The organism is Ideonella dechloratans (genome assembly GCF_021049305.1).
GTDB lineage: Bacteria > Pseudomonadota > Gammaproteobacteria > Burkholderiales > Burkholderiaceae_C > Ideonella > Ideonella dechloratans.
Map to the genome: position 1 here is coordinate 1391041 of NZ_CP088081.1, position 19779 is coordinate 1410819.

The following is a 19779-nucleotide window of genomic DNA, read 5'->3' on the forward strand; positions in this document are numbered from 1 at the left end:
GAGGGGACTCTTCTCAGGGGAAACCGTTGGCGGATGACTCGGCCGGACGTCACATGCCGACACATGTTCCCGACAGGCCTACAATTCCCCTGCTTCAGGGCATGCCAAAGTGTTTCCACGGAACTTTCAGGCATGAACCGGCATCACCCACCGACACATGTGGAATAGACGATACGCACTAGGCGCCCTGGCCGCCATGGGGGGGCTGAACCTGCTGCCCGCTCGCGCACAGTTTCGGGTCGAGATCGCCGGCATCGGCGCGACCCAACTGCCCATCTCGCTGTTGCGCTTCCGGGGCGAGGACAAATCGCCCCAGCCCATCTCCCAGATCATCCGCGCCGACCTCGAGCGCAGCGGTCGCTTCCGCTTCGTCGAGACGAGCCAGATGTTCGACGAGACCGGTGTGCCGGTTTACACCGATCTGCGCAACCAGGGCTCCGACGCGATCGCCGCGGGCTCGGTGACCAAGCTGGTCGATGGCCGCTTCGATGTGCGCTACAAGCTCTGGGACGTGGTCAAGGGTCAGGACCTGGGCGGCCAGAGCCTGGCCGTGGTGGCGGGGGATCTGCGCCTGGCGGCGCACCGCATTGCCGATGCCATCTACGAGAAATTGACCGGTGAACGCGGCGTGTTCGCCACCCGCATCGCCTATGTCACCAAGGGCGGCGGCCGCTACACCCTGCGCGTGGCCGATGCCGACGGCGAGGGCGGGCAGGTGGCCCTGGTGAGTCCCGAGCCCATCATCTCCCCGTCCTGGTCGCCCGATGGCCTGCAACTGGCCTATGTGTCCTTCGAGGACCACAAGCCGGTCGTCTGGGTCCAGAACACCGCCACCGGTGCACGCCGCCGGGTGGCCAACTTCCGCGGCTCCAACAGCGCGCCGGCCTGGTCGCCCGACGGCCACACCCTGGCGGTGACGCTCTCGCGTCAGGGAGGCTCGCAGATCTATCTGATCGACAAGGACGGCGGCGCGCCGCGCCGGGTGACGCAGAGCCTGGCGATCGACACCGAGCCCACGTTCTCGCCGGATGGCCAGACGCTTTACTTCGTCAGCGACCGCGGCGGCTCGCCCCAGATCTACAAGCAGGCCGTGTCCGGCGGCGGCGCCACCCGCGTGACCTTCTCCGGCAACTACAACGTGAGCCCGGCGCTCAGCCCCGATGGCAAGACCCTGGCCTTCGTGCAGCGCCAGAGCGGCGCCTTCCGCGTGATGACCATGGACCTGGCCAGCGGTACGGTCCAGGCGATCAGCGACACCAATGACGACGAGAGCCCGAGCTTCTCGCCGAACGGACGCTTCGTGGTGTATGCGACCCGCTCGCAAGGACAGGAAGTGTTGATGACCACCACGGTGGACGGGAAGATCAAGACCCGCCTGCTCACCAGTGGCCAGGATATCCGCGAGCCCAAGTGGGGCCCGTACGGTCGTTGAACGACGCAGGCATCTGCATGCGCCGCTCGTCATGGCACGCCGGCATCCGGCCGGCAATTTCGTCTGTTGCTCCTGAAGGAAAAGAAATGCTCAAGCAAACCTTGTTCACCCGTCGTCTGGGTCTGACGGCTGCCGCTGTCGTGGCCGTGTTGGCCACCGGCTGCGCCTCCAACACCAAGCTCAACGACACCCCGGTCGAGACCCGCAACCCGACCGCCAGCGAAACGGCCCAGCCCCAGCAGGCCCAGAGCGCGGTGTCGACGGTGGACCTGGCGGCGCAGAAGAACGCCGAACTGCTGGCCGCGGCGAAGAAGGGCCGCGTGATCTATTTCGACTTCGACAGCTTCGTCGTCAAGGACGAGTTCCGCCCGGCGGTGGAAGCCAATGCCAAGTACCTGGCCAACAACAAGAAGGCCCAGATGATCATCGAAGGCCACACCGACGAGCGCGGCAGCCGCGAGTACAACCTGGCCCTGGGTCAGAAGCGCGCCGAAGCCGTTCAGAAGGCCCTGGTGGCGCTGGGCGCCTCCGACAGCCAGCTGGAGTCGGTGAGCTACGGCGAAGAGCGCCCGGCCGTGGAAGGTCACGACGAAGCCGCCTGGTCCAAGAACCGCCGCGCTGAACTGAAGGACCGTTGATCCATGGCGACCCGCTTGCTCCGACCCCTGATGCCCGCCGTGCTGGCTGCGTGCGGGCTGTGGCTGGCCATGGCTCCGGCGCGAGCGGGCCTCTTTGATGACGACGAGGCGCGCAAGGCCATTCTGGACCTGCGCGCCAAGGTCTCGCAGAACGAGCAGCAGCTCAAGCAGCAGACCGACCAGATCCAGTCGCTGCAGAACAGCGTGCTGGATCTGAGCAACCAGAACGAACAGCTGCGCGCCGACCTGGCCAAGCTGCGTGGCCAGGATGAGCAGATGCTGCGCGACATGGCCGATCTGCAGCGTGCCATGCGCGACCTGCAGGCCAGCCTGAACGACCGCATGCGCAAACTCGAGCCGCAGCCCGTCACCGTCGACGGCAAGACCTTCACGGTCGATCCCGAGGAGAAGGCCGCCTTCGAGGATGCGATGAACAGCCTGCGCGGCGGCGATTTCGACCGTGCTGTGGTTTCGCTCAACAGCCTGCTCAAGCGCTTTCCCAACACCGGCTACGGCGATGCGGCCCGCTACTGGCTGGGCAACGCCCAGTACGGTCAGCGTGACTACAAGGGCTCGCTGGCGACCTTCAAGGCCTTCCTGGCCGCAGCGGCGCCGGACCATCCCCGCGCGGCCGAGGCCATGCTGGCCGTGGCCAACTGCCAGGCCGAGCTCAAGGACATCAAGGGCGCCAAGCGCACCCTGGAGGACCTGATCAAGCGCTATCCGCAGACCGAGGCTGCCCACGCCGCCAAGGAACGGCTGGTGGCGCTGAAGTGAGCGAGGTCGCGCCGGAGCTCGACGCCGACCTGGAGCGCCGCTTCGGCGGCCTGCGCCGCCTGCATGGCGAGGCCGACTATGCCCGGCTGCGTGCGCTGCGCGTGGCCGTGGTCGGGGTCGGTGGCGTGGGATCCTGGGCCGCCGAGGCCCTGGCCCGCAGCGGCGTGGCCACCCTGGTGCTGATCGACCTCGACCAGGTGGCCGAGTCCAACATCAACCGGCAGATCCAGGCCCTGGGGGCCACGGTGGGTCAGGCCAAGGTGCAGGCCCTGGCCCAGCGCATGGCCGACATCCACCCAGGCTGCCGGGTGGTTCAGGTCGAGGAGTTCGTCGAGCCGGACAACTGGCCGGCGCTGCTGCCCGAGCCGGTCGATGTGCTGATCGACGCCTGCGACCAGGTCAGGGCCAAGGCGGTGCTGGCGGCCTGGGGCCGGGCGGCCGGGGTGCCGGTGGTCTGCTGCGGGGCTGCGGGCGGCAAGCGCCAGCCCCAGCGCCTGGAGGTGGACGACCTGTCCGCCGTCACCCATGATCCGCTGCTGGCCTCGCTGCGCAACCGCCTGCGGCGTGAGCACGGTGCGCCGCGCCAGGGCCGCATCGGCCTGCGCTGCGTGTTCTCGCGCGAGAGCGTGGCCCCACCGGCCGATGGCGCGGCCTGCGACAGCGATGGCAGCCTGAACTGCCACGGCTATGGCTCCTCGGTCATGGTCACGGCGGCCATGGGCATGACGGCGGCAGCCGAAGCTGTGGCCTGCGCCTTGGCGCGCCGCTGAAAGAAGGCGCCAGTCAGGCCGACGGCAAAGGGGCTTGGCATGGTGTCGAAACCATGTCATAATCACTGACTCTGCCGGGGGTTGTTAGCTCAGTCGGTAGAGCAGCGGACTTTTAATCCGTTGGTCGCAGGTTCGAATCCTGCACAACCCACCAGTTCCCGCCGGGCTCACCATGTGAACCTGGATGCGGTCAGGGCTCTTAGCTCAGTTGGTAGAGCAGCGGACTCTTAATCCGTTGGTCGTAGGTTCGAATCCTACAGGGCCCACCAAACAGCTGAAAAAGCACCTCGCGCTCAGGCGCCGGGTGCTTTTTTCATTTCTGGCTGTGCTGTCCGGGATGTGTGGGTGATGGCTCAGGGCAAACCCTGGCGGGGTATCTCCCCATGCCGTTGGCATCGCTGATCACTAATATTCGTTTGCGCGCATATTGTGATGCAGGAATGGCCGGAGACGCCCATCCGCCTGCGCTGCCGCGCAACCACCGGTCAGATCCGAGGAGCGAGCGTGAGCCTTGACCCCCAGCACTCCGGCCGCCTGCGCAAGGCGCCCGAGAACTTCATCGATCAGGATGGCGTGCGGACCGTGTTCCGCGAAGCCAAGGACGGTCGCCGGGACTTCATCCGCGGGGCGTTCGCCGCCGCCATGGCCAGCGCCGCGGCGCCGGCCGTGCTGGCGCAGTCCAACCCGGTGCCCAGCGAGGGCGGGGACCCCAACATCCTGACCCTGCCGACTTACAGCAAGGGCCTGGGCTCACCGGTGGCGACGGAAGGCGGCTACGGCAAGCCCTCGCAGTACGAGGCCAATGTGCAGCGTCGTCCCAGCCCGGGGCTGACCCAGACCACCCAGGCCTCGGTGTCCTTCGCGCCGCTGCAGAGCCTGTTCGGCATCGTCACGCCCAGCGGCCTGCATTTCGAGCGTCACCACCAGGGCTGGTGGGACATGGATCCTTCCAAGCACCGCCTGATGCTCAACGGCTCGGACGAGAAGATGCTCAAGCGGCCCATGGTCTTCACCATGGACGAGATCATGCGTCTGCCCTCGGTGAGCCGCTTTCACTTCATCGAGTGCGGTGCCAACACCGGCATGGAATGGGGCAATGTGGCGGTGCCCACCGCCCAGTACACCCACGGCATGCTCAGCTGCAGCGAGTTCACCGGCGTGCCGTTGAAGGTCCTGCTGGACATGGCCGGCGCCGACTACAAGCGCGGCCGCTACCTGCTGGCCGAAGGGGCGGACGGCTCCAGCATGACCCGCACCATCCCGATGGAGCTGGTGGAAAGCGGCGAGGTGCTGGTGGCCTATGGCCAGAACGGCGAGATGCTGCGTCCCCAGCAAGGCTATCCCTTGCGTCTGGTGGTGCCGGGTGTGCAGGGGGTGAGCTGGGTGAAGTACCTGCGGCGCATCGAGGTGGGGGACAAGCCCTATGCCACCAAGGACGAGGCGGTCCACTACATCGACCTGCTGCCCGACGGCCAGCATCGCCAGTACAGCAGCACCCAGGAGTGCAAGAGCGTGGTGACCACGCCCTCGGGCGGCCAGGTGCTGCTGGACAAGGGCTACTACCAGATCAGCGGCCTGGCCTGGTCGGGCCGCGGCAAGGTCAAGCGCGTGGATGTGAGCGTGGATGGTGGCCGCAACTGGCGCACCGCGCGCCTGCAGGATCCGGTGATGAGCAAGTGCCTGACCCGCTTCACGCTGGACTGGGCCTGGGACGGCAAGCCGGCCCTGGTGCAGAGCCGCGCCATGGACGAGACCGGCTACGTGCAGCCCAGCTATGCGCAACTGCGTGCGGTGCGTGGCACCCGCTCGATCTACCACAACAACGCCATCCAGACCTGGCTGGTCCAGGAAAGCGGGGAGGTGAAGAATGTCCAGCTCTCTTGAGCGCCTGCTGTGTGCCGCCGTGCTCGTGGGGGCCGGATTGGGAACGGCTGCCGCCCAGTCCACAACCTATCCGGGCATCGGGCGCGAGGCCACTTCCAAGGAAGTGGCCGCCTGGAACATCGATGTGCGGCCGGACTTCCAGGGCCTGCCCAAGGGCTCCGGTTCGGTCAGCCAGGGCCAGGATGTGTGGGAGAGCCACTGCGCCTCCTGCCACGGCGTGTTCGGTGAGAGCAACGAGGTCTTCTCGCCGCTGATCGGTGGCGTGACCGCCGAGGATGTCAAGACTGGCCATGTGGCCCGGCTGAACGACAAGGGCTTCCCGGGTCGGACCACTTTCATGAAGGTGGCCACCGTGTCGACCATCTGGGACTACGTGAACCGGGCCATGCCCTGGAACGCACCCAAGTCCTTGAAGACCGACGAGGTCTACAGCGTGGTGGCCTATCTGCTGAATCTGTCGGGCATCGTGCCGGACGACTTCGTGCTGTCGGACACCACCATCGCCCAGGCCCAGGCGCGCATGCCCAACCGCAATGGCATGACCACCGACCACGGCCTGTGGCCCGGCAAGGGCATGGGCAACGGTGGCAAGCCCGACGTGAAGGCGGTGGCCTGCATGAAGGACTGCGTGGCCGAGCCCAAGGTGACTTCCTTCCTGCCGGACCATGCCCGCAACAACAATGGCAACCTTGCCCAGCAGCAGCGCCTGGTCGGCCCGCAGCGCGGGGTGGACACCACCCGGGCGGCCGGCAGCGATGTGGTGGCCGCGGCCACCGCAGCGGCCGCCGCACCCCAGTCGACCGCTGGCGACGGCCAATCGGTCCAGGTGCAGACCCTGCTGCAGAAGTACGCCTGCGCGGCCTGCCATGGCGTGGACCGCAAGATCGTCGGGCCGGCCTTCAAGGATGTCGCAGCCAAGTACCACGACCGCGCCGACGCCCAGGCCTACCTGGCCGGCAAGATCCGTTCGGGCGGTCAGGGCCTGTGGGGCAGCATCCCGATGCCGCCGCAGACACTGCCGGACGCCGATCTCCAGCTCATCGCCAAGTGGCTGGCCGCCGGAGCCTCCAAGTAAACCCCCAGGGGTTCTCACGCTCCTTGCCCTCAAGAATCTTCATTAACTTAGTTCCCTCAGAGGAGTTCACATGATCAACCGACGCGACATGCTCTCCCGCTCGGCCGCCGTGGTGGCGATGCTGGGTTCCGCCGGCCTGCTGCCCACCGCGGCACAGGCGGCCTACAACGCCGCGGTCTTCGACATGAAGACCATGGCCGAGGTGGTCAAGGCCCTGGGCGGCAGCGCCCCGACCGAGAGCAAGGACGTGACCATCACCGGTCCCGACATCGCCGAGAACGGGGCCGTGGTGCCCATCGGCGTGGCCACCACGCTGCCGGGCGTCAAGCGCCTGATGGTGATGGTCGAGAAGAACCCCAGCGTGCTGTCGGCGATTTTCGACGTCAGCGACGCAGTGGAGCCGAACTTCGCCACCCGCGTGAAGATGGGCCAGTCCTCCAACGTCATGGCCGTGGCCCTGATGAACGACGGCAAGGTTCTGTTCGCGCAGAAGGAAGTCAAGGTCACGCTGGGTGGCTGCGGCGGCTGAGCCCGTCCCGAACCGACCCGCATCCACCATTCACAGACACAGGAGAAACCCATGGCAGACCCGATGCGCATCCGCGCCAAGGCCGAAGGCGACAAGACCACCGTGCGTGTGCTGATGAGCCACGAGATGGAAACCGGACAACGCAAGGATTCGGCGGGCAAGGTGATCCCCGCCTGGTACATCCAGGAAGTCACCGCCACCCTCAATGGCAAGCCGGTGCTGAACGCCCAATGGGGCCCGTCCATCTCGAAGAACCCCTACCTGCAGTTCGCGGTCAAGGGCGCGAAGGCGGGCGACAAGATTGCCGTGAGCTGGAAGGACAACCACGGCGACACGCGGACCGACGAAACCACGGTGTCCTGATCCTGGGACTGGCGTCGCATCCTCCCCTCCACCCCCTTCACCGCGAGAAGCATGCACACCTCCAGAATGATCGCAGGCGGCTTGGCCGCCCTGGTGTCGCTCGGCACGCTGGGCACCGCCGCCGCGCAGCAGAAGTCGGCCGCCGACGGCATTGCCGAGTACCGCAAGATGCTCGAGGACGGCAACCCGGCCGAACTGTTCGAGGCCAAGGGCGAGGACATTTGGAAGACCCCGCGCGGGCCCAAGAAGGCTTCGCTGCAGAGCTGCGACCTGGGTCTGGGGCCGGGCGTGGTCAAGGGGGCCTGGGTGCAGATGCCGCGCTGGTTCGCCGACACCGGCCGGGTGCAGGATCTGGAGTCGCGCCTGCTGACCTGCATGGAGAGGATCCAGGGCTTCAACGCCGCCGAGATCGCCGCCACGCCCTTCGGCAAGGGTGAGCAGGTCACGCTGGAGGCCTTGTCCGCCTGGATCTCCGCCGAGTCGCGCGGCATGAAGATCGCGGTGCCGCAGGGCCACCCGGAAGAGCGGCACTTCTATGAGCTGGGCAAGCGGGCCTTCTTCTACCGCGGCGGACCGATGGACTTCTCTTGCGCCAGCTGCCACGGCGAGGACGGCAAGCGCATCCGCCTACAGGACCTGCCCAACCTGACCAAGAACCCCGGCGACGGCATCGGTTTCGCGGCTTGGCCGGCCTACCGCGTCTCCAGTGGCGAGATGTGGAGCATGCAGCGTCGGCTCAACGATTGCTTCCGCCAGCAGCGCTTCCCGTACCCCGGTTTCGCCTCCGACGTGACGATCGCCCTGGGCGTGTTCATGGGCGTGAATGCCAAGGGGGCCGAATCGATCGCCCCGGCCCTGAAGCGCTGAGCAGACAAGGATGACTCGCATGCAACGCCACCATGTTCTCCTCTCGGTCTCGGCCGTCCTTGCGGCATCCCTGGCGGTGATCGGCTGCGCCAGCGCACCGACGGCCGCCGACCTGGATCGGCAGACCCAGGCCATGATGCACGCCTCGTTCCAGGCCAAGGGCATTGCCGGGCTCGATCGTCTGGACCAGGATGCCGTGCAGGCGGCCTGTTCCAGCCCGACCGGCGCACCCGAGGCCGCCGCCAAGCAGATCGAGGCGGCGGAGTTCGCCCAGATCCGCTGGCCCGAAGGCGGACGCTACATCGGCGACTGGAAGGTCGGCGAGAAGCTGGCCCAGAACGGCCGCGGCATGACCTGGTCCGACCAGAGCACCGACCCCGCCACCAACGGGGCCCAGTGCTACAACTGCCACCAGATCACCAAGCAGGAGATCTCCTACGGCACGATCGGGCCCAGCCTGTACAACTACGGCAAGATCCGCGGGGTCAAGAACCTCAACGACCCGGCCTCGGCCCCGATCATCCAGTACACCTGGGGCAAGCTGTGGGACAGCAAGGCCTACTCGGCCTGCTCCACCATGCCGCGCTTCGGTCACGGCAAGCTGCTCAACGAGCAGCAGCTGCGCGACGTGATGGCGCTGCTGCTGGACCCGCAGTCTCCCGTCAACCAGTGACCGTCGCCGGACCGCGCGGCCTGACGCTGCGCGGTCTGTGGTCGGCCCTTCATATCGGTGCTTGCTGAATCATGAATCTTTCGCGCCGCGAATTCCTCAATGTCATGGCCTCGGCCTCGGTGGCCGGCATGGCCCTTGGCCGCTATGCCGATGCCGACGCCGCCACCGCCGAGCAGGGGCTGTATGACCTGCCGCGCTTCGGCAACGTCTCGCTGCTGCACATGACGGACTGCCATGCCCAGCTCAAGCCGATCTACTTCCGCGAGCCCAGCGTCAACCTGGGCATCGGGAGCATGCGGGGTCAGCTGCCCCACCTGGTGGGCGAGCAGCTGCTGAAGGCCGCGGGCATCCCCGCGGGCGGGCCTCTGTCCCATGCCTATACCTGCCTGGACTTCGAGAAGGCCGCCCGGCGCTACGGCAAGGTGGGTGGCTTCGCGCACCTGGCCACCCTGGTCAAGCGCATGAAGGCCAGTCGCCCCGGCGCGCTGCTGCTCGATGGCGGCGACACCTGGCAAGGCTCGGCCACCTCGCTGTGGACCAACGCCCAGGACATGGTCGATGCCTGCAAGTTGCTGGGCGTGGACGTGATGACCGGCCACTGGGAGTTCACCTACGGCATGGACAGGGTGATGGAGATCGTCCAGAAGGACTTCAAGGACAAGATCGACTTCGTCGCCCAGAACGTCAAGACCAACGATTTCGGCGATCCGGTCTTCAAGCCCTACACGCTGCGCAACATCAACGGCGTGCCGGTGGCCATCATCGGCCAGGCCTTCCCCTACACACCCATCGCCAACCCGCGCTACATGGTGGCGGATTGGGGCTTCGGCATCCAGGACGAGAACCTGCAGAAGATGGTGGACGAGGCCCGCGGCAAGGGCGCCCAGCTGGTGGTCGTGCTCTCGCACAACGGCATGGACGTGGACCTGAAGATGGCCAGCCGGGTGCGCGGCGTCGATGTCATCTTCGGCGGCCACACCCACGACGGCGTGCCGGTGGCCATCCCGGTCAAGAACGCCGGCGGCACCACCCTGGTCACCAATGCCGGCAGCAATGGCAAGTTCCTGGCGGTGATGGACTTCGACGTCAAGGACGGCAAGATGGCGGACTTCCGCTACCGCCTGCTGCCGGTCTTTGCCAACCAGCTCGCGCCCGATGCCGAGATGCAGGCCCTGATCGACCGGGTGCGCGCACCCTACGAGGCCAAGCTCTCGGAGAAGCTGGCCGTCACCGACGGCCTGCTGTTCCGGCGGGGCAACTTCAACGGCAGCTGGGATCAGCTCATCTGCGACGCACTGATGGACACCCAGGGGGCGGAGATCGCCTTCTCGCCGGGCTTCCGCTGGGGCACCACGCTGCTGCCGGGCGACACCATCACCCGCGAGCTGATGATGGACCAGCTGGCCATCACCTACCCCTACGCCACGCTGACCGAGATGAGCGGCGCCACCATCAAGACGGTGCTGGAGGACGTGGCCGACAACCTCTTCAACCCCGACCCCTATTACCAGCAGGGCGGCGACATGGTGCGGGTGGGCGGCCTGAGCTATGCGATGAACCCGGGCGCGGCCATGGGCCAGCGCATCAGCGACATGCGACTGCGCGGCAAGCTGATCGAGGCGGACAAGACCTACAAGGTGGCCGGCTGGGCGCCGGTGGCCGAATCGGCCAAGACAGCGCCGGGCGTCAAACCGGTGTGGGAGCATGTCGAGGCCTGGCTCAAGTCGCAGGGCGGACGCGTCAAGCCACGGCATATCAACACCCCGTCGCTGACCGGCATGCAGGGCAACCCCGGCATGACCGCGTGAGGCCGACCATGGCAAGCACCTCCTGGCAACGTGGCGCGATGCTGGCGCTGGCCGGCCTGCTGGGTCTCGGTGGCACGGTGGCCGTGCAGGCCGCCGACACCCCGGCCGCCACCTTCACGGTGCGTCAGCTCACACCCGAGACGGCGCTGCGGGCGGTGCAGGCCGCCCTGACCCATTGCCGCGGGCTGGGCTACCAGGTCAGTGCCGTGGTGGTGGACCGGGCCGGCCTGCCGCAAGCCCTGCTGCGTGACCGGCTGGCCGGTGCCCACACGCCGGACGTGGCCACCCGCAAGGCCTGGACGGCGGTCAGTGTCAAGATGAGCAGCGCGGGCTTTGCCGCCGAAACCCAGGCCGGCAAGCCGATGAGCGGTCTGCGGGGCGATCCGCGCTTCATGGCCGCCGGCGGCGGGTTGCCCATCGAGGCCGGCGGCAGCCTGCTGGGCGCCATCGGGGTGTCCGGCGCGCCCGGGGGCGACGCCGACGAGGCCTGTGCGGCCAAGGGCCTGCAGGCCATTGCCGACGACATCGAGTTCTGATTCCAACCCCCACAAGGAGACGACGATGCGCTTCAAGTCCTTTCTGCTCGCCCTGGCGATGTCCTTCTTCGCCTGCGCCGGCTGGGCCCAGGATCTGGTCGTCTACCACATCGACAATGCGGCCACCCAGGGCCTCAAGGGCCTGCGCAACCTGCGCAACCACATGGATGCCGACCCCGAGGCCAAGATCATCGTGGTCACCCATGCGGAAGGGGTGGACATGCTGATGGAGGGCGCCAAGGCGCCCGACGGCACCGAGTTCGCGCCCCTGGTGTCGGCCCTGAAGGCGCGCGGCGTGCGCTTCGAGATCTGCGAGATCACGCTGAAGAACCGCAAGCTCTCCAAGGACCAGTTCATCCAGGAGGCCGATTTCACGCCCTCCGGCGTGGTGCGTCTGGCCAAGCTGCAGCAGCAGGGTTACGCCTACATCAAACCCTGAGGCCGGCCGCGGCCGGATGATGCGCGGGCAGGAGGTGCCACATGGGTCTGGATTCGTTGCTGGAGCAATGGGGTGAGGACCGCGTCCTGGCCGCCGGCGCACTGCTCATCGGCGTGGTGTTCGGCTTCATGGCGCAGCGCTCGCGCTTCTGCCTGCGCTCGGCGGTCATCGAGTTCGCCCGCAACCTGCTCGGTGGGCGGCTGACGGTCTGGCTCTTCGCCTTCGCCACCGCGGTGGGCGGCACCCAGCTGCTGGCCAGCCTGGGCTGGTTCGACGCCGGCAACGCCCGCCAGATCGCTGCCCGCGGCAGCCTGTCCGGGGCGGCGGTGGGCGGCGCACTGTTCGGCATCGGCATGATCCTGGCCCGTGGCTGCGCCAGCCGGCTGCTGGTGCTGGCGGCCCAGGGCAACCTGCGCTCGGTCGTCTCCGGGCTGATCTTCGCGGTCACCGCCCAGTCCGCGCTGACCGGGGCGCTGTCGCCGCTGCGCGAGTGGATCTCCGGCTGGTGGACCATCGACGGCGGCGGTGCCCGCGACCTGATCGCCCGCACCGGCATCGGCCACGGCGGTGCCATGCTGTTCGCGGCCTTCTGGCTGCTGGCGGCCGTGGTCTGGGCGCGGCGGCAGAAGGTGTCCTTCTGGGGCTGGGCCGGGGCCGTGGGCGTGGGGCTGAGCGTGATGGCGGGCTGGTGGTTCACCTACGCCGTCTCGCGCCTGGCCTTCGACGCCCACCCCATCCAGTCGCTGAGTTTCACCGGCCCCTCGGCCGAGATCCTCAGCCGGGTGCTCTTCGTCACCGACAAGCCCCTGTCCTTCGACGCCGGGCTGATGCCGGGCGTGTTCCTGGGCTCCTTCCTGTCCGCGGCCCTGTTCCGCGAGCTGAAGCTCGAGGGCTTCGAGAGCGGCCCCGGCATGCGCCGCTACATCGTGGGCGCCGTGCTGATGGGCTTCGGCGGCATGCTGGCCGGCGGCTGTGCGGTGGGGGCGGGCCTGTCGGGCGCGGCGGTGTTCACCGCCACCGCCTGGGTGACGCTGGGGGCCATGTGGGCGGCCGCGGCCATCACCGACCGCCTGCTGGACCACCACCCCGGTGACACGGTGCAGGAGCCCGGGGGGCAATCGCTGCCCAGCAAGCCGGTGGTCGCCATGGCGGCCACCCGGGGCTGAGGGATGGTCGCGCGCCTGCTGTGCGGGTTGGCGGCGGCGTGGCTGATGGCCGTCGCACCCGTGGCCCGGGCCGAGCAGGCCCAGGCCATCCCGCCGCTGCCGCTGCAGCAGGTGGCCGAGCACATCTGGTTCGTGCAGGGGCAGGCGGCGCTGGGCTCGCCAGCCAACCGCAACTTCATCTCCAACGCGGGCTTCATCGTCACACGGGACGGGGTGGTGGTGGTCGATGCCCTGGGCTCCCCCGACCTGGCGCGGGCGCTGCTGGCCGCGATCCGCAGCGTCACCGACCAGCCGGTGCGCTTCGTCATCGTCACCCACTACCACGCCGACCACATCTACGGCCTGCAGGTGTTCAAGGAGCAGGGCGCGACCATCATCGCCCGGCAGGAGGGGCGCGAGTACCTGAACTCCGAGACGGCCCAGCGCCGGCTGGAGGCCAGTCGGCAAGAACTGGCACCCTGGGTGGACGCCCGGACGCATCTGGTGCCGGCCGACCGCTGGCTGGACGCGGACACCACGCTGACCGTGGGCGGCGAGCACCTGCAGCTGCGCCATGTCGGCCCGGCCCACACGCCCGAGGATCTGGCGGTGTTCGTCGAAAGCAGCCGGGTGCTGTTCGCGGGCGATCTGGTGTTCCGCGGCCGGGTGCCCTACGTGGGCACGGCCGACAGCCAGGCCTGGATCGCCGCGCTCAGCGGTCTGATCGATCTGAAGCCGGTGGTGATCGTGCCCGGCCATGGCGCGCTCTCGCGCGAGCCGCTGGCCGACCTGACCCTGACGCGCGACTACCTGCAATACCTGCGCAAGAGCATGGCGGAGGCGGCGGCGAACCTCGAGCCTTTCGAGGACGCCTATGCCCGCACCGACTGGTCCGCCTTCGAGCACCTGCCGCTGTTTGGCGTGGCCAACCGCATCAACGCCTACAACACCTACCTGCTGATGGAGCAGGCCGGACGATGAGGACGCACCGGGCGCTGGGCAGGCTGTGCGCGCTGCTGGTGCTGGCTGCGGCGGCTGGCGTCGCATCCGCCCAGGCGCCGTTGCAGGATCTCTCCAGCTTCCCCGTGCTGGCCGGGCCGCCGCTGCCGGACGGCGCCTGGGGCGGGGTGCCCACGGTGGTGGTGTTCTGGTCGGTGGACTGCGCCTACTGCAAGCGTCACAACGCCCGCATCGCGCAGCTGCAGGCCGCGGTCGACCCGCAGCGCCTGCGGGTGCTGGGCGTGCTGGAGGGCGGCGACGTCGATGCGGCCCGGCAGGAGGTGGCCCGCCGAGGCTGGCAGTTCCCGGTGGTGATCGACGATGGTCGGCTGCGGCCCCGCTTCACGCCGCGCCGCATGGTGCCCATGACCTGTCTGCTCTTGGCCGACGGCCGGCTGCACCAGTGCATCCCCGGCGAGATGAGCGAGGCCGACGTGATGGAGCTGGCACAGACCCGCTGGGCCGGCCCGGCCCGCTGAAGAGGAATGCCGCGATGCGCCGGCCGGTCTCAGTCCATGCGCTCGATGCGCCAGGTCTGGTAGCGCAGGCCCAGCAGACCGCCTGCCACGATGCCGGCCACCGCCAGGAGGCTGCCCAGAGACAAGGTGGACAGGCCGGAGATGCCCTGGCCGATGGTGCAGCCCATGGCCACCACGCCGCCCACGCCCATCAGGCTGGCGCCCACCAGGTGCAGGGCCAGGTCCTGCACATTGCCGAAGCCCTCCCAGCGGAAGCTGCGCTGCAGCAGGGCCGAGGCCGCGGCCCCCAGTGGCACGCCGGCCACGCTGACGATGCCCAGGGTCAGGGTCTTGGAGCTGTCGCTGAAGAACAGCAGCCAGTCCAGCGCATAGGCCAGCGGCGAAGCCATGCTCAGGGCCTCCATGCGGTGGCTGTTGGTGGCCAGGAAGGCGGGCTCCAGCGTCTGCGGGTCTTCCGGCACGAAGCCCAGCACACCCGACACCCACCAGACGCCGGTGATCACGGCCCCAATGCCCAGGCCGCCCAGCAGGGCCGCGGGGCTGCGGCCTTCGGGGCGCCAGAGTGCCCAGCCGCCCAGCAGCACGGCCACGGCCGCCCCCAGCGCGACGGCCAGCTGCGGCACGCTGCCCAGGCCGCCGCCGGCCAGCAGCGAGGGCAGGTCCTGCCCGGTCGGCAGGTCCACGAACAGGCGCTCCACGGTGGCCACCCGCAGCACGGCGGTCAGGCCCTTGAGGGTGGCGAAGGCGGTCACGGCCATCACGATCAGCACGACCAGCGACTTCAGGTTGCCCCCGCCCAGGCGCACCAGGTTGCGGCTGCCGCAGCCCGAGGCCAGCACCATGCCGAAGCCGAACAGCCCGCCGCCCGCCAGGGCCGACAGCCACAGCAGCCGGGGCATGGCGTAGATGGCGTTGCGGGCTTCCACCCAGCCCAAGGCCACCATGCCGTTGAAGCCCAGGGTGGCCACGGCCACCGCCAGGGCCCACATCCGGGCGCGTTCCCAGTGGCCCATGCTGACGACGTCGGCGATGGCGCCCATGGTGCAGAACCGGCTGCGGTGGGCGATGAAGCCGAAGAGCAGGGACAGCCCGAAGGCGGCCCAGAGCACCCGGGTGGCCAGGTGGGCGGTGTCGACATCCGTCATGAGGTGCGGTCCGGGGGCATACCGTGGTGGGGCCGATTGTGCCGGCGGGCGGCGGAGTTCGTCACGGCGGAATGCCCGAGGTGGTATGGAAGTGCCCGGCACGGCCGGAGGGTGAACCGATTGTCTGCGCAACTGCTGATAGAGTGATGGAAGACTCCATGCCAGAGGTCAAGGTGGCCGAGACAAACGATCAGGACCGGGTGTTCGAAAATGCGGCAGAGCTGTTCGGCCTGCTGTCCACCCCCGTGCGCCTGCGGATCATCAGCGCCGTGTGCAACGGCGAGCGCAACGTCTCGGAGCTCCTCACGGAGATCAACACCACCCAGCCCAACATGTCCCAGCACCTGTCCACGCTGTACCGCGCGGGTGTGCTGGGGCGACGCCGGGAGGGCACGCAGGTGTTCTACCGTCTGCAGAGCGAGCGGGTGGCGCAGCTGTGCCGGGCGGTCTGCACGCAGATCGCCATCGAGCTCGACGACGGGGCGGCCGAGTTGCCCTCGGAAGACCAGCTCTTGCGGGGCCGCCGGGGCTGAACCCGGTGGCCTTCGCCTTGTTGCGAAAGGCCGGACATGGATGACAGGACGAGGCCCGTGGATGGGCCCGAAGGTGGCGCCGTCTTGGGGGCCGTCGGTGATGTGCCGGACGCGGCGCGCCGCCGTTGGCTGCTGAGTGCCCTGGCAGGTGCGAGCGCGCCCGTCTGGGCCCAGGGCGCTGGGCCTGCGGCGCCGGTGCCCACCCTGGGCAGCGTGCTGCCCCTGACCGAGGTGCCTCTGCTGGACGGCGGCGTGTTCCGCCCCGCCGATGCCGAGGGCAAGGTCGTGGTGCTGTACTACTGGGCCAGCTGGTGTCCCTTCTGTGCCCAGCAGACGCCCTGGATGGAGAAGCTCTGGCAGGCCCAGCGCCAGCGCGGGCTCGTGGTGCTGGGTCTGTCCATCGACACGCAGGCGGCCGATGCCATCGCCTACCGCGCCCGCAAGGGCTACACCTTCCCCTGCGGCCTGCTGGCCGGTGAGGTGGCCCGCGCCCTGCCCAAGCCCAAGGGGCTGCCGGTGACCATCGCGCGTGGGCGCGATGGCCGGGTGGCTGCCGCGGAGACCGGGCAGCTCTTTCCGGAAGACGTGGAAGCGCTGGCGCGCTTCCTCTGAGCGCCGCCCCTCAGGCGAAGGTGTCGGCCATCAGCGCCTTGAACCAGGTGTTCATCTGCTCGAAGTTGTCGGCGCTCCAGCCGCTGGAGGCGCCGGACGCATTCGCCACCGAGGCCATGGCCTGGCTGCCGGCGTCGTACTGGAACACCGCGGTCAGCCACGAAGCCTGGCTCATCGTGATCGTCGAGTAGCAGGCCGAGTTCGTCACCGGGGCGGGGTCCAGGGCCTGGCCGGCCAGCAAGCGGACGATGGCATCGGCGCAGACCTTGGCCTCCTGGTTGGCGATGTGGCCGGCCTTGGGCTGGGTGGTGGCCGACGAGTCTCCGATCACATGGATGCCCGGGGCGACCTGGCTTTCGTAGCTCAGCACGTCCACCCCGGCAAAGCGGCCGCTGGTCGCGTTGGCCAGGCCGGTGGCGGCCACGATGGGGGCGCAGCGCTGGCGCGGGATCAGGTTGATCACGTCGCCACGCACTGCGCCGGCGCTGGTCTGCAGGGTCATGGTGGCGGCGTCGGCGGACTGGATGGCGACGCTGGTGTGGTACTCGATCACGCTGCCATGCAGGTCGAAGAAGGCGCGGCTGAAGTTGTCCTTCTCCGTCACGAAGTCCGGGTTGGCGTCCAGGACCAGCAGCTTGGCGCCCGGCTTGTACTTCTTGAACCAGTCGGCCAGCAGGCAGGCGCGCTCATAGGGCCCCGGCGGGCAGCGGTAAGGGGTGGGCGGAATCGTCAGGATGGCCGTGCCCCGTGTCGGCATGGCTTGCAGCTGCTTGCGCAGGGTGGTGGTCTGCGGGCCGGCCTTCCAGGCATGGGGCATCGCATTGGGGTCGCTCAGGCCGGGCACCGTGTCGAAGTCGATGCCGGGGGCGATCACGATGCGGTCGGCTGTCAGGGTGCTGCCGCCGGCCAGGGTCACCCGCTTGTTGGCCGGGTCGATGCCCGTGACCTTGTCGATCACCACCTTGACGCCATAGCGGCTGGCCAGGGTCTTGTAGTTGAAGGACTGCGCGGCCATGGTGCGCTGCCCCGTCAGCACCAGGCTGCTCATGATGCAGCTCAGGTAGGTGGCGTTGGGCTCCACCAGGGTCACCTCGATGTTGCTGCCCCACAGGCGCAGGTACTTCGCCACGGTGGCGCCGGCCATGCCGCCGCCGACGACGATGACGCGGGCGCTTGGGGTGGCGGTGAGCTGGCGGGGGGGGGCGGGAGGAGGCCGCCAGGGCCGTCTGCATCCAGCCCGGCAGGGCGAGGCTTCCGGCGCTGGCCAGGGCGGCCCGCAGCCATTCGCGGCGCTGGCGGGAGGAGGGGGTCCGGGTCGATGTCATGGTCCGCTCCTCAGTTCTGGGTGGACAGCCAGGAGGCCAGGGCTTGCAACTGGGCGTCGGTGTAGCCCCAGGCATGCTTGGCCATGATGCCGTTGCCTTCCTGGCCGGACTGGAACTCCTTGAGTTCCTGGTACAGCTCCGAGGCGGATCGCCCGGCCAGGCGTTCGAAGCCTGGACCGTTGCCGTTGGTGCCGTGGCACTGGAAGCAGTTGGAGGCGAGCAGCCGGCCGGCGGGGATGGTGGAGGCTGCCTGGCTGGCGGGGGCGAGAGCCGTCAGAAGACCGGCCAGAAGACTGGCCGCCGTCCAGCGGCCGGCGCTTGCGGACATGTGGGGCATGGGCGCTCCTATGAATGTGCTAATTGCACATTCATAGGATAACCCGTGGGGGTACCCGAAAAAAAGGGGATCCCGATGGGGATCCCCTGAAAACGGTACAGACGGGGGGCAGGCCGGGGCCTGCCGCCGGTGTTCAGAAGAAGACGACGCCGCCCACCGACAGGGTGCGGACCTTGGATTCGGTGACGTCGTTGTCCTGCTTCTCGTGGTTGAACTCGCCCACCAGCGTGATGTACTTGTTGAGCGTGTGGTACACGCCCAGCGTGAAGGACTTGCGCACGTTCTTCGGGCCACCGAAGACGGCCGCCGTGGCGCCGTCCTCGTCGGTGTTGCGGCCATAGTTGACACCCAGCTTGGTGTCGCCCAGCTTGTAGGTCACCTGGGCCAGGTAGCCCTTGGAATCGGTGCGGTTGCCGGCGCCATCGCTGCCGCCCAGGAACTGGGCGCCGATGGTCGACAGGCCCAGCCCCTTGGCCTTGAAGCCGTAGAGCATGCCTTCGAGGCCGTTCATGCCGGCCTTGATGCCCAGCTCGTAGCCCTGGGCGGTGAACGGCTCGCTGCTGCAGTTGCCGCTGCCGCCCGAGCAGCTGGTGCTCTGGTGCACCACGCCCGCCCAGACCTTGCCCGGGGCACTGCCGGCCCAGCTGTAGCCGGCACTGGCCTGCAGGGCCGGCGTCTTGGTTTCGTCACCGGCGTACTTGCTGGGCTGGAAGATGCCGACCGAGGCCTGCAGACCGTCGACCTTGGGCGTGTCGTAGCTGATCTGCGGCTGGAAGCCGGTGTACATGTAGCCGTGGCCGATCATGCCGAAGGTGGTGTTGAAGGGCATGGCGGCGTTGGTCGTGCCGCCCACGCCGATCAGGGTCATGTCCGACAGGATCACGTCCTGGCCGAACAGGCCGATGTCACGGCCGAACTTCAGGTGGCCCCAGCTCTCGTTGCCGATGCGGAAGTAGATGTTGCGGGTGTCGATCTGGGAGTAGGCGCCCGGCGTGTTGCCGGCCGCGCCATCGGGCAGGCCCACGACGGTGGAGTTGTTGACGATGCCGGGCGCGAAGCCGAAGTGCACCTTGATGTCCTGGTCGGCGACCTTGGTGGTGGCCACGAAGTTCAGCCAGCCCGGCAGCAGGCCGTTGGACACCATGCTGTTGGTGGCCTTGGCCTCGGCGCCGGTGGCCTTGGTGGTCACCGTGTCCTCGCGGTTCATGTAGAAGCCGTTGACGGTGCCGTTGATGTCCATCGTGACATCGCCTTGGGTGAAGCCGACGGCCTGGGCCGACAGGGCGGCGCCAGCCAGAACGGTGAGGGTGGCTGCGCGGGCCAGGGCGGTGAATTGCATGGTCTTGTCTCCGTTGGTATGGGTTGGGCTGTGCCGGCACGCAGGCCGGCGCAGCCCCCCTGGCGCCAGTTCCA

The 19779-nt window shown here is 68.5% G+C and carries 22 protein-coding genes and 2 tRNA genes; 20 read left to right on the forward strand and 4 right to left on the reverse strand.

Annotation, left to right across the window (positions count from 1 at the left end; genetic code table 11):
• Positions 1 to 157: 157 nt before the first annotated feature.
• From tolB to LRM40_RS06640, 18 genes are all read left to right on the forward strand, one after another.
• Positions 158 to 1432 (forward strand): Tol-Pal system beta propeller repeat protein TolB, encoded by a 1275-nt coding sequence (gene tolB, locus LRM40_RS06555; RefSeq protein ID WP_151124197.1) that lies wholly within the window; start codon positions 158 to 160, stop codon positions 1430 to 1432.
• Between the two features lie 86 nt (positions 1433 to 1518).
• Positions 1519 to 2070, forward strand: a complete 552-nt coding sequence (gene pal, locus LRM40_RS06560) for a peptidoglycan-associated lipoprotein Pal (protein ID WP_151124199.1) — start codon at positions 1519 to 1521, stop codon at positions 2068 to 2070.
• 3 nt (positions 2071 to 2073) lie between these two features.
• Positions 2074 to 2847: a tol-pal system protein YbgF gene (gene ybgF, locus LRM40_RS06565; RefSeq protein ID WP_231067757.1), complete on the forward strand. Its 774-nt coding sequence runs from the start codon at positions 2074 to 2076 to the stop codon at positions 2845 to 2847.
• Positions 2844 to 3617 carry a tRNA threonylcarbamoyladenosine dehydratase gene (locus LRM40_RS06570; protein WP_151124200.1) on the forward strand — a complete coding sequence of 258 codons (774 nt, stop codon included), beginning with the start codon at positions 2844 to 2846 and terminating at the stop codon, positions 3615 to 3617. The genes ybgF and LRM40_RS06570 overlap by 4 nt, the downstream gene beginning before the upstream one ends.
• Before the next feature lie 78 nt (positions 3618 to 3695).
• Positions 3696 to 3771, forward strand: a tRNA-Lys gene (locus LRM40_RS06575).
• Between the two features lie 39 nt (positions 3772 to 3810).
• Positions 3811 to 3886: transfer RNA gene (locus LRM40_RS06580), tRNA-Lys, on the forward strand.
• Between the two features lie 235 nt (positions 3887 to 4121).
• Entirely contained in the window at positions 4122 to 5501 is a 1380-nt protein-coding gene (soxC, locus tag LRM40_RS06585; RefSeq protein WP_231067758.1) for a sulfite dehydrogenase, read from the forward strand.
• Positions 5485 to 6576, forward strand: a complete 1092-nt coding sequence (locus LRM40_RS06590; protein WP_151124202.1) for a c-type cytochrome — start codon at positions 5485 to 5487, stop codon at positions 6574 to 6576. Before soxC ends, LRM40_RS06590 begins: the two co-directional genes overlap by 17 nt.
• Before the next feature lie 70 nt (positions 6577 to 6646).
• Entirely contained in the window at positions 6647 to 7105 is a 459-nt protein-coding gene (soxY, locus tag LRM40_RS06595) for a thiosulfate oxidation carrier protein SoxY (protein ID WP_151124204.1), read from the forward strand.
• A gap of 51 nt (positions 7106 to 7156) precedes the next feature.
• On the forward strand, positions 7157 to 7468 hold the full coding sequence (soxZ, locus tag LRM40_RS06600) for a thiosulfate oxidation carrier complex protein SoxZ (protein ID WP_211372993.1): 312 nt from the start codon (positions 7157 to 7159) through the stop codon (positions 7466 to 7468).
• 51 nt (positions 7469 to 7519) lie between these two features.
• Positions 7520 to 8335: a sulfur oxidation c-type cytochrome SoxA gene (soxA, locus tag LRM40_RS06605; protein ID WP_231067759.1), complete on the forward strand. Its 816-nt coding sequence runs from the start codon at positions 7520 to 7522 to the stop codon at positions 8333 to 8335.
• 10 nt (positions 8336 to 8345) lie between these two features.
• Positions 8346 to 9008 carry a sulfur oxidation c-type cytochrome SoxX gene (soxX, locus tag LRM40_RS06610; protein ID WP_374586920.1) on the forward strand — a complete coding sequence of 221 codons (663 nt, stop codon included), beginning with the start codon at positions 8346 to 8348 and terminating at the stop codon, positions 9006 to 9008.
• A gap of 71 nt (positions 9009 to 9079) precedes the next feature.
• Positions 9080 to 10816 (forward strand): thiosulfohydrolase SoxB, encoded by a 1737-nt coding sequence (gene soxB, locus LRM40_RS06615; protein WP_151124207.1) that lies wholly within the window; start codon positions 9080 to 9082, stop codon positions 10814 to 10816.
• Positions 10817 to 10824: 8 nt separating this feature from the next.
• Positions 10825 to 11352 (forward strand): GlcG/HbpS family heme-binding protein, encoded by a 528-nt coding sequence (locus LRM40_RS06620; RefSeq protein ID WP_231067760.1) that lies wholly within the window; start codon positions 10825 to 10827, stop codon positions 11350 to 11352.
• Between the two features lie 25 nt (positions 11353 to 11377).
• Positions 11378 to 11791, forward strand: a complete 414-nt coding sequence (locus LRM40_RS06625; RefSeq protein WP_151124208.1) for a DsrE family protein — start codon at positions 11378 to 11380, stop codon at positions 11789 to 11791.
• Between the two features lie 41 nt (positions 11792 to 11832).
• Complete coding sequence (locus LRM40_RS06630) at positions 11833 to 12957, forward strand: YeeE/YedE family protein (RefSeq protein ID WP_151124210.1); 1125 nt, start codon at positions 11833 to 11835, stop codon at positions 12955 to 12957.
• 45 nt (positions 12958 to 13002) lie between these two features.
• A complete protein-coding gene (locus LRM40_RS06635; protein WP_231067761.1) occupies positions 13003 to 13917 on the forward strand; it encodes an MBL fold metallo-hydrolase in 915 nt (304 codons plus the stop codon).
• Positions 13914 to 14414 (forward strand): TlpA disulfide reductase family protein, encoded by a 501-nt coding sequence (locus LRM40_RS06640; RefSeq protein WP_151124212.1) that lies wholly within the window; start codon positions 13914 to 13916, stop codon positions 14412 to 14414. Before LRM40_RS06635 ends, LRM40_RS06640 begins: the two co-directional genes overlap by 4 nt.
• A 29-nt stretch (positions 14415 to 14443) precedes the next feature.
• Here the strand turns inward: LRM40_RS06640 and LRM40_RS06645 are convergent, their stop codons facing one another.
• Positions 14444 to 15559 carry a YeeE/YedE family protein gene (locus LRM40_RS06645; protein ID WP_151124214.1) on the reverse strand — a complete coding sequence of 372 codons (1116 nt, stop codon included), beginning with the start codon at positions 15557 to 15559 and terminating at the stop codon, positions 14444 to 14446.
• Between the two features lie 146 nt (positions 15560 to 15705).
• On the opposite strand from LRM40_RS06645, the gene LRM40_RS06650 reads away from it, so the two are divergent.
• Positions 15706 to 16092: an ArsR/SmtB family transcription factor gene (locus LRM40_RS06650; RefSeq protein WP_151124215.1), complete on the forward strand. Its 387-nt coding sequence runs from the start codon at positions 15706 to 15708 to the stop codon at positions 16090 to 16092.
• A gap of 57 nt (positions 16093 to 16149) precedes the next feature.
• A complete protein-coding gene (locus LRM40_RS06655) occupies positions 16150 to 16704 on the forward strand; it encodes a TlpA family protein disulfide reductase (protein ID WP_231067762.1) in 555 nt (184 codons plus the stop codon).
• A 10-nt stretch (positions 16705 to 16714) separates the two neighbouring features.
• Here LRM40_RS06655 and LRM40_RS06660 read toward each other — a convergent pair whose 3' ends face one another.
• The 3 genes from LRM40_RS06660 to LRM40_RS06670 all read right to left on the reverse strand — a co-directional run bounded on the left by LRM40_RS06660 (position 16715) and on the right by LRM40_RS06670 (position 19705).
• Entirely contained in the window at positions 16715 to 17866 is a 1152-nt protein-coding gene (locus tag LRM40_RS06660) for an FAD-dependent oxidoreductase (RefSeq protein WP_259372488.1), read from the reverse strand.
• A gap of 173 nt (positions 17867 to 18039) precedes the next feature.
• A complete protein-coding gene (locus tag LRM40_RS06665) occupies positions 18040 to 18357 on the reverse strand; it encodes a c-type cytochrome (protein WP_211372994.1) in 318 nt (105 codons plus the stop codon).
• 142 nt (positions 18358 to 18499) lie between these two features.
• A complete protein-coding gene (locus tag LRM40_RS06670; RefSeq protein ID WP_151124221.1) occupies positions 18500 to 19705 on the reverse strand; it encodes a porin in 1206 nt (401 codons plus the stop codon).
• Positions 19706 to 19779 lie beyond the last annotated feature (74 nt).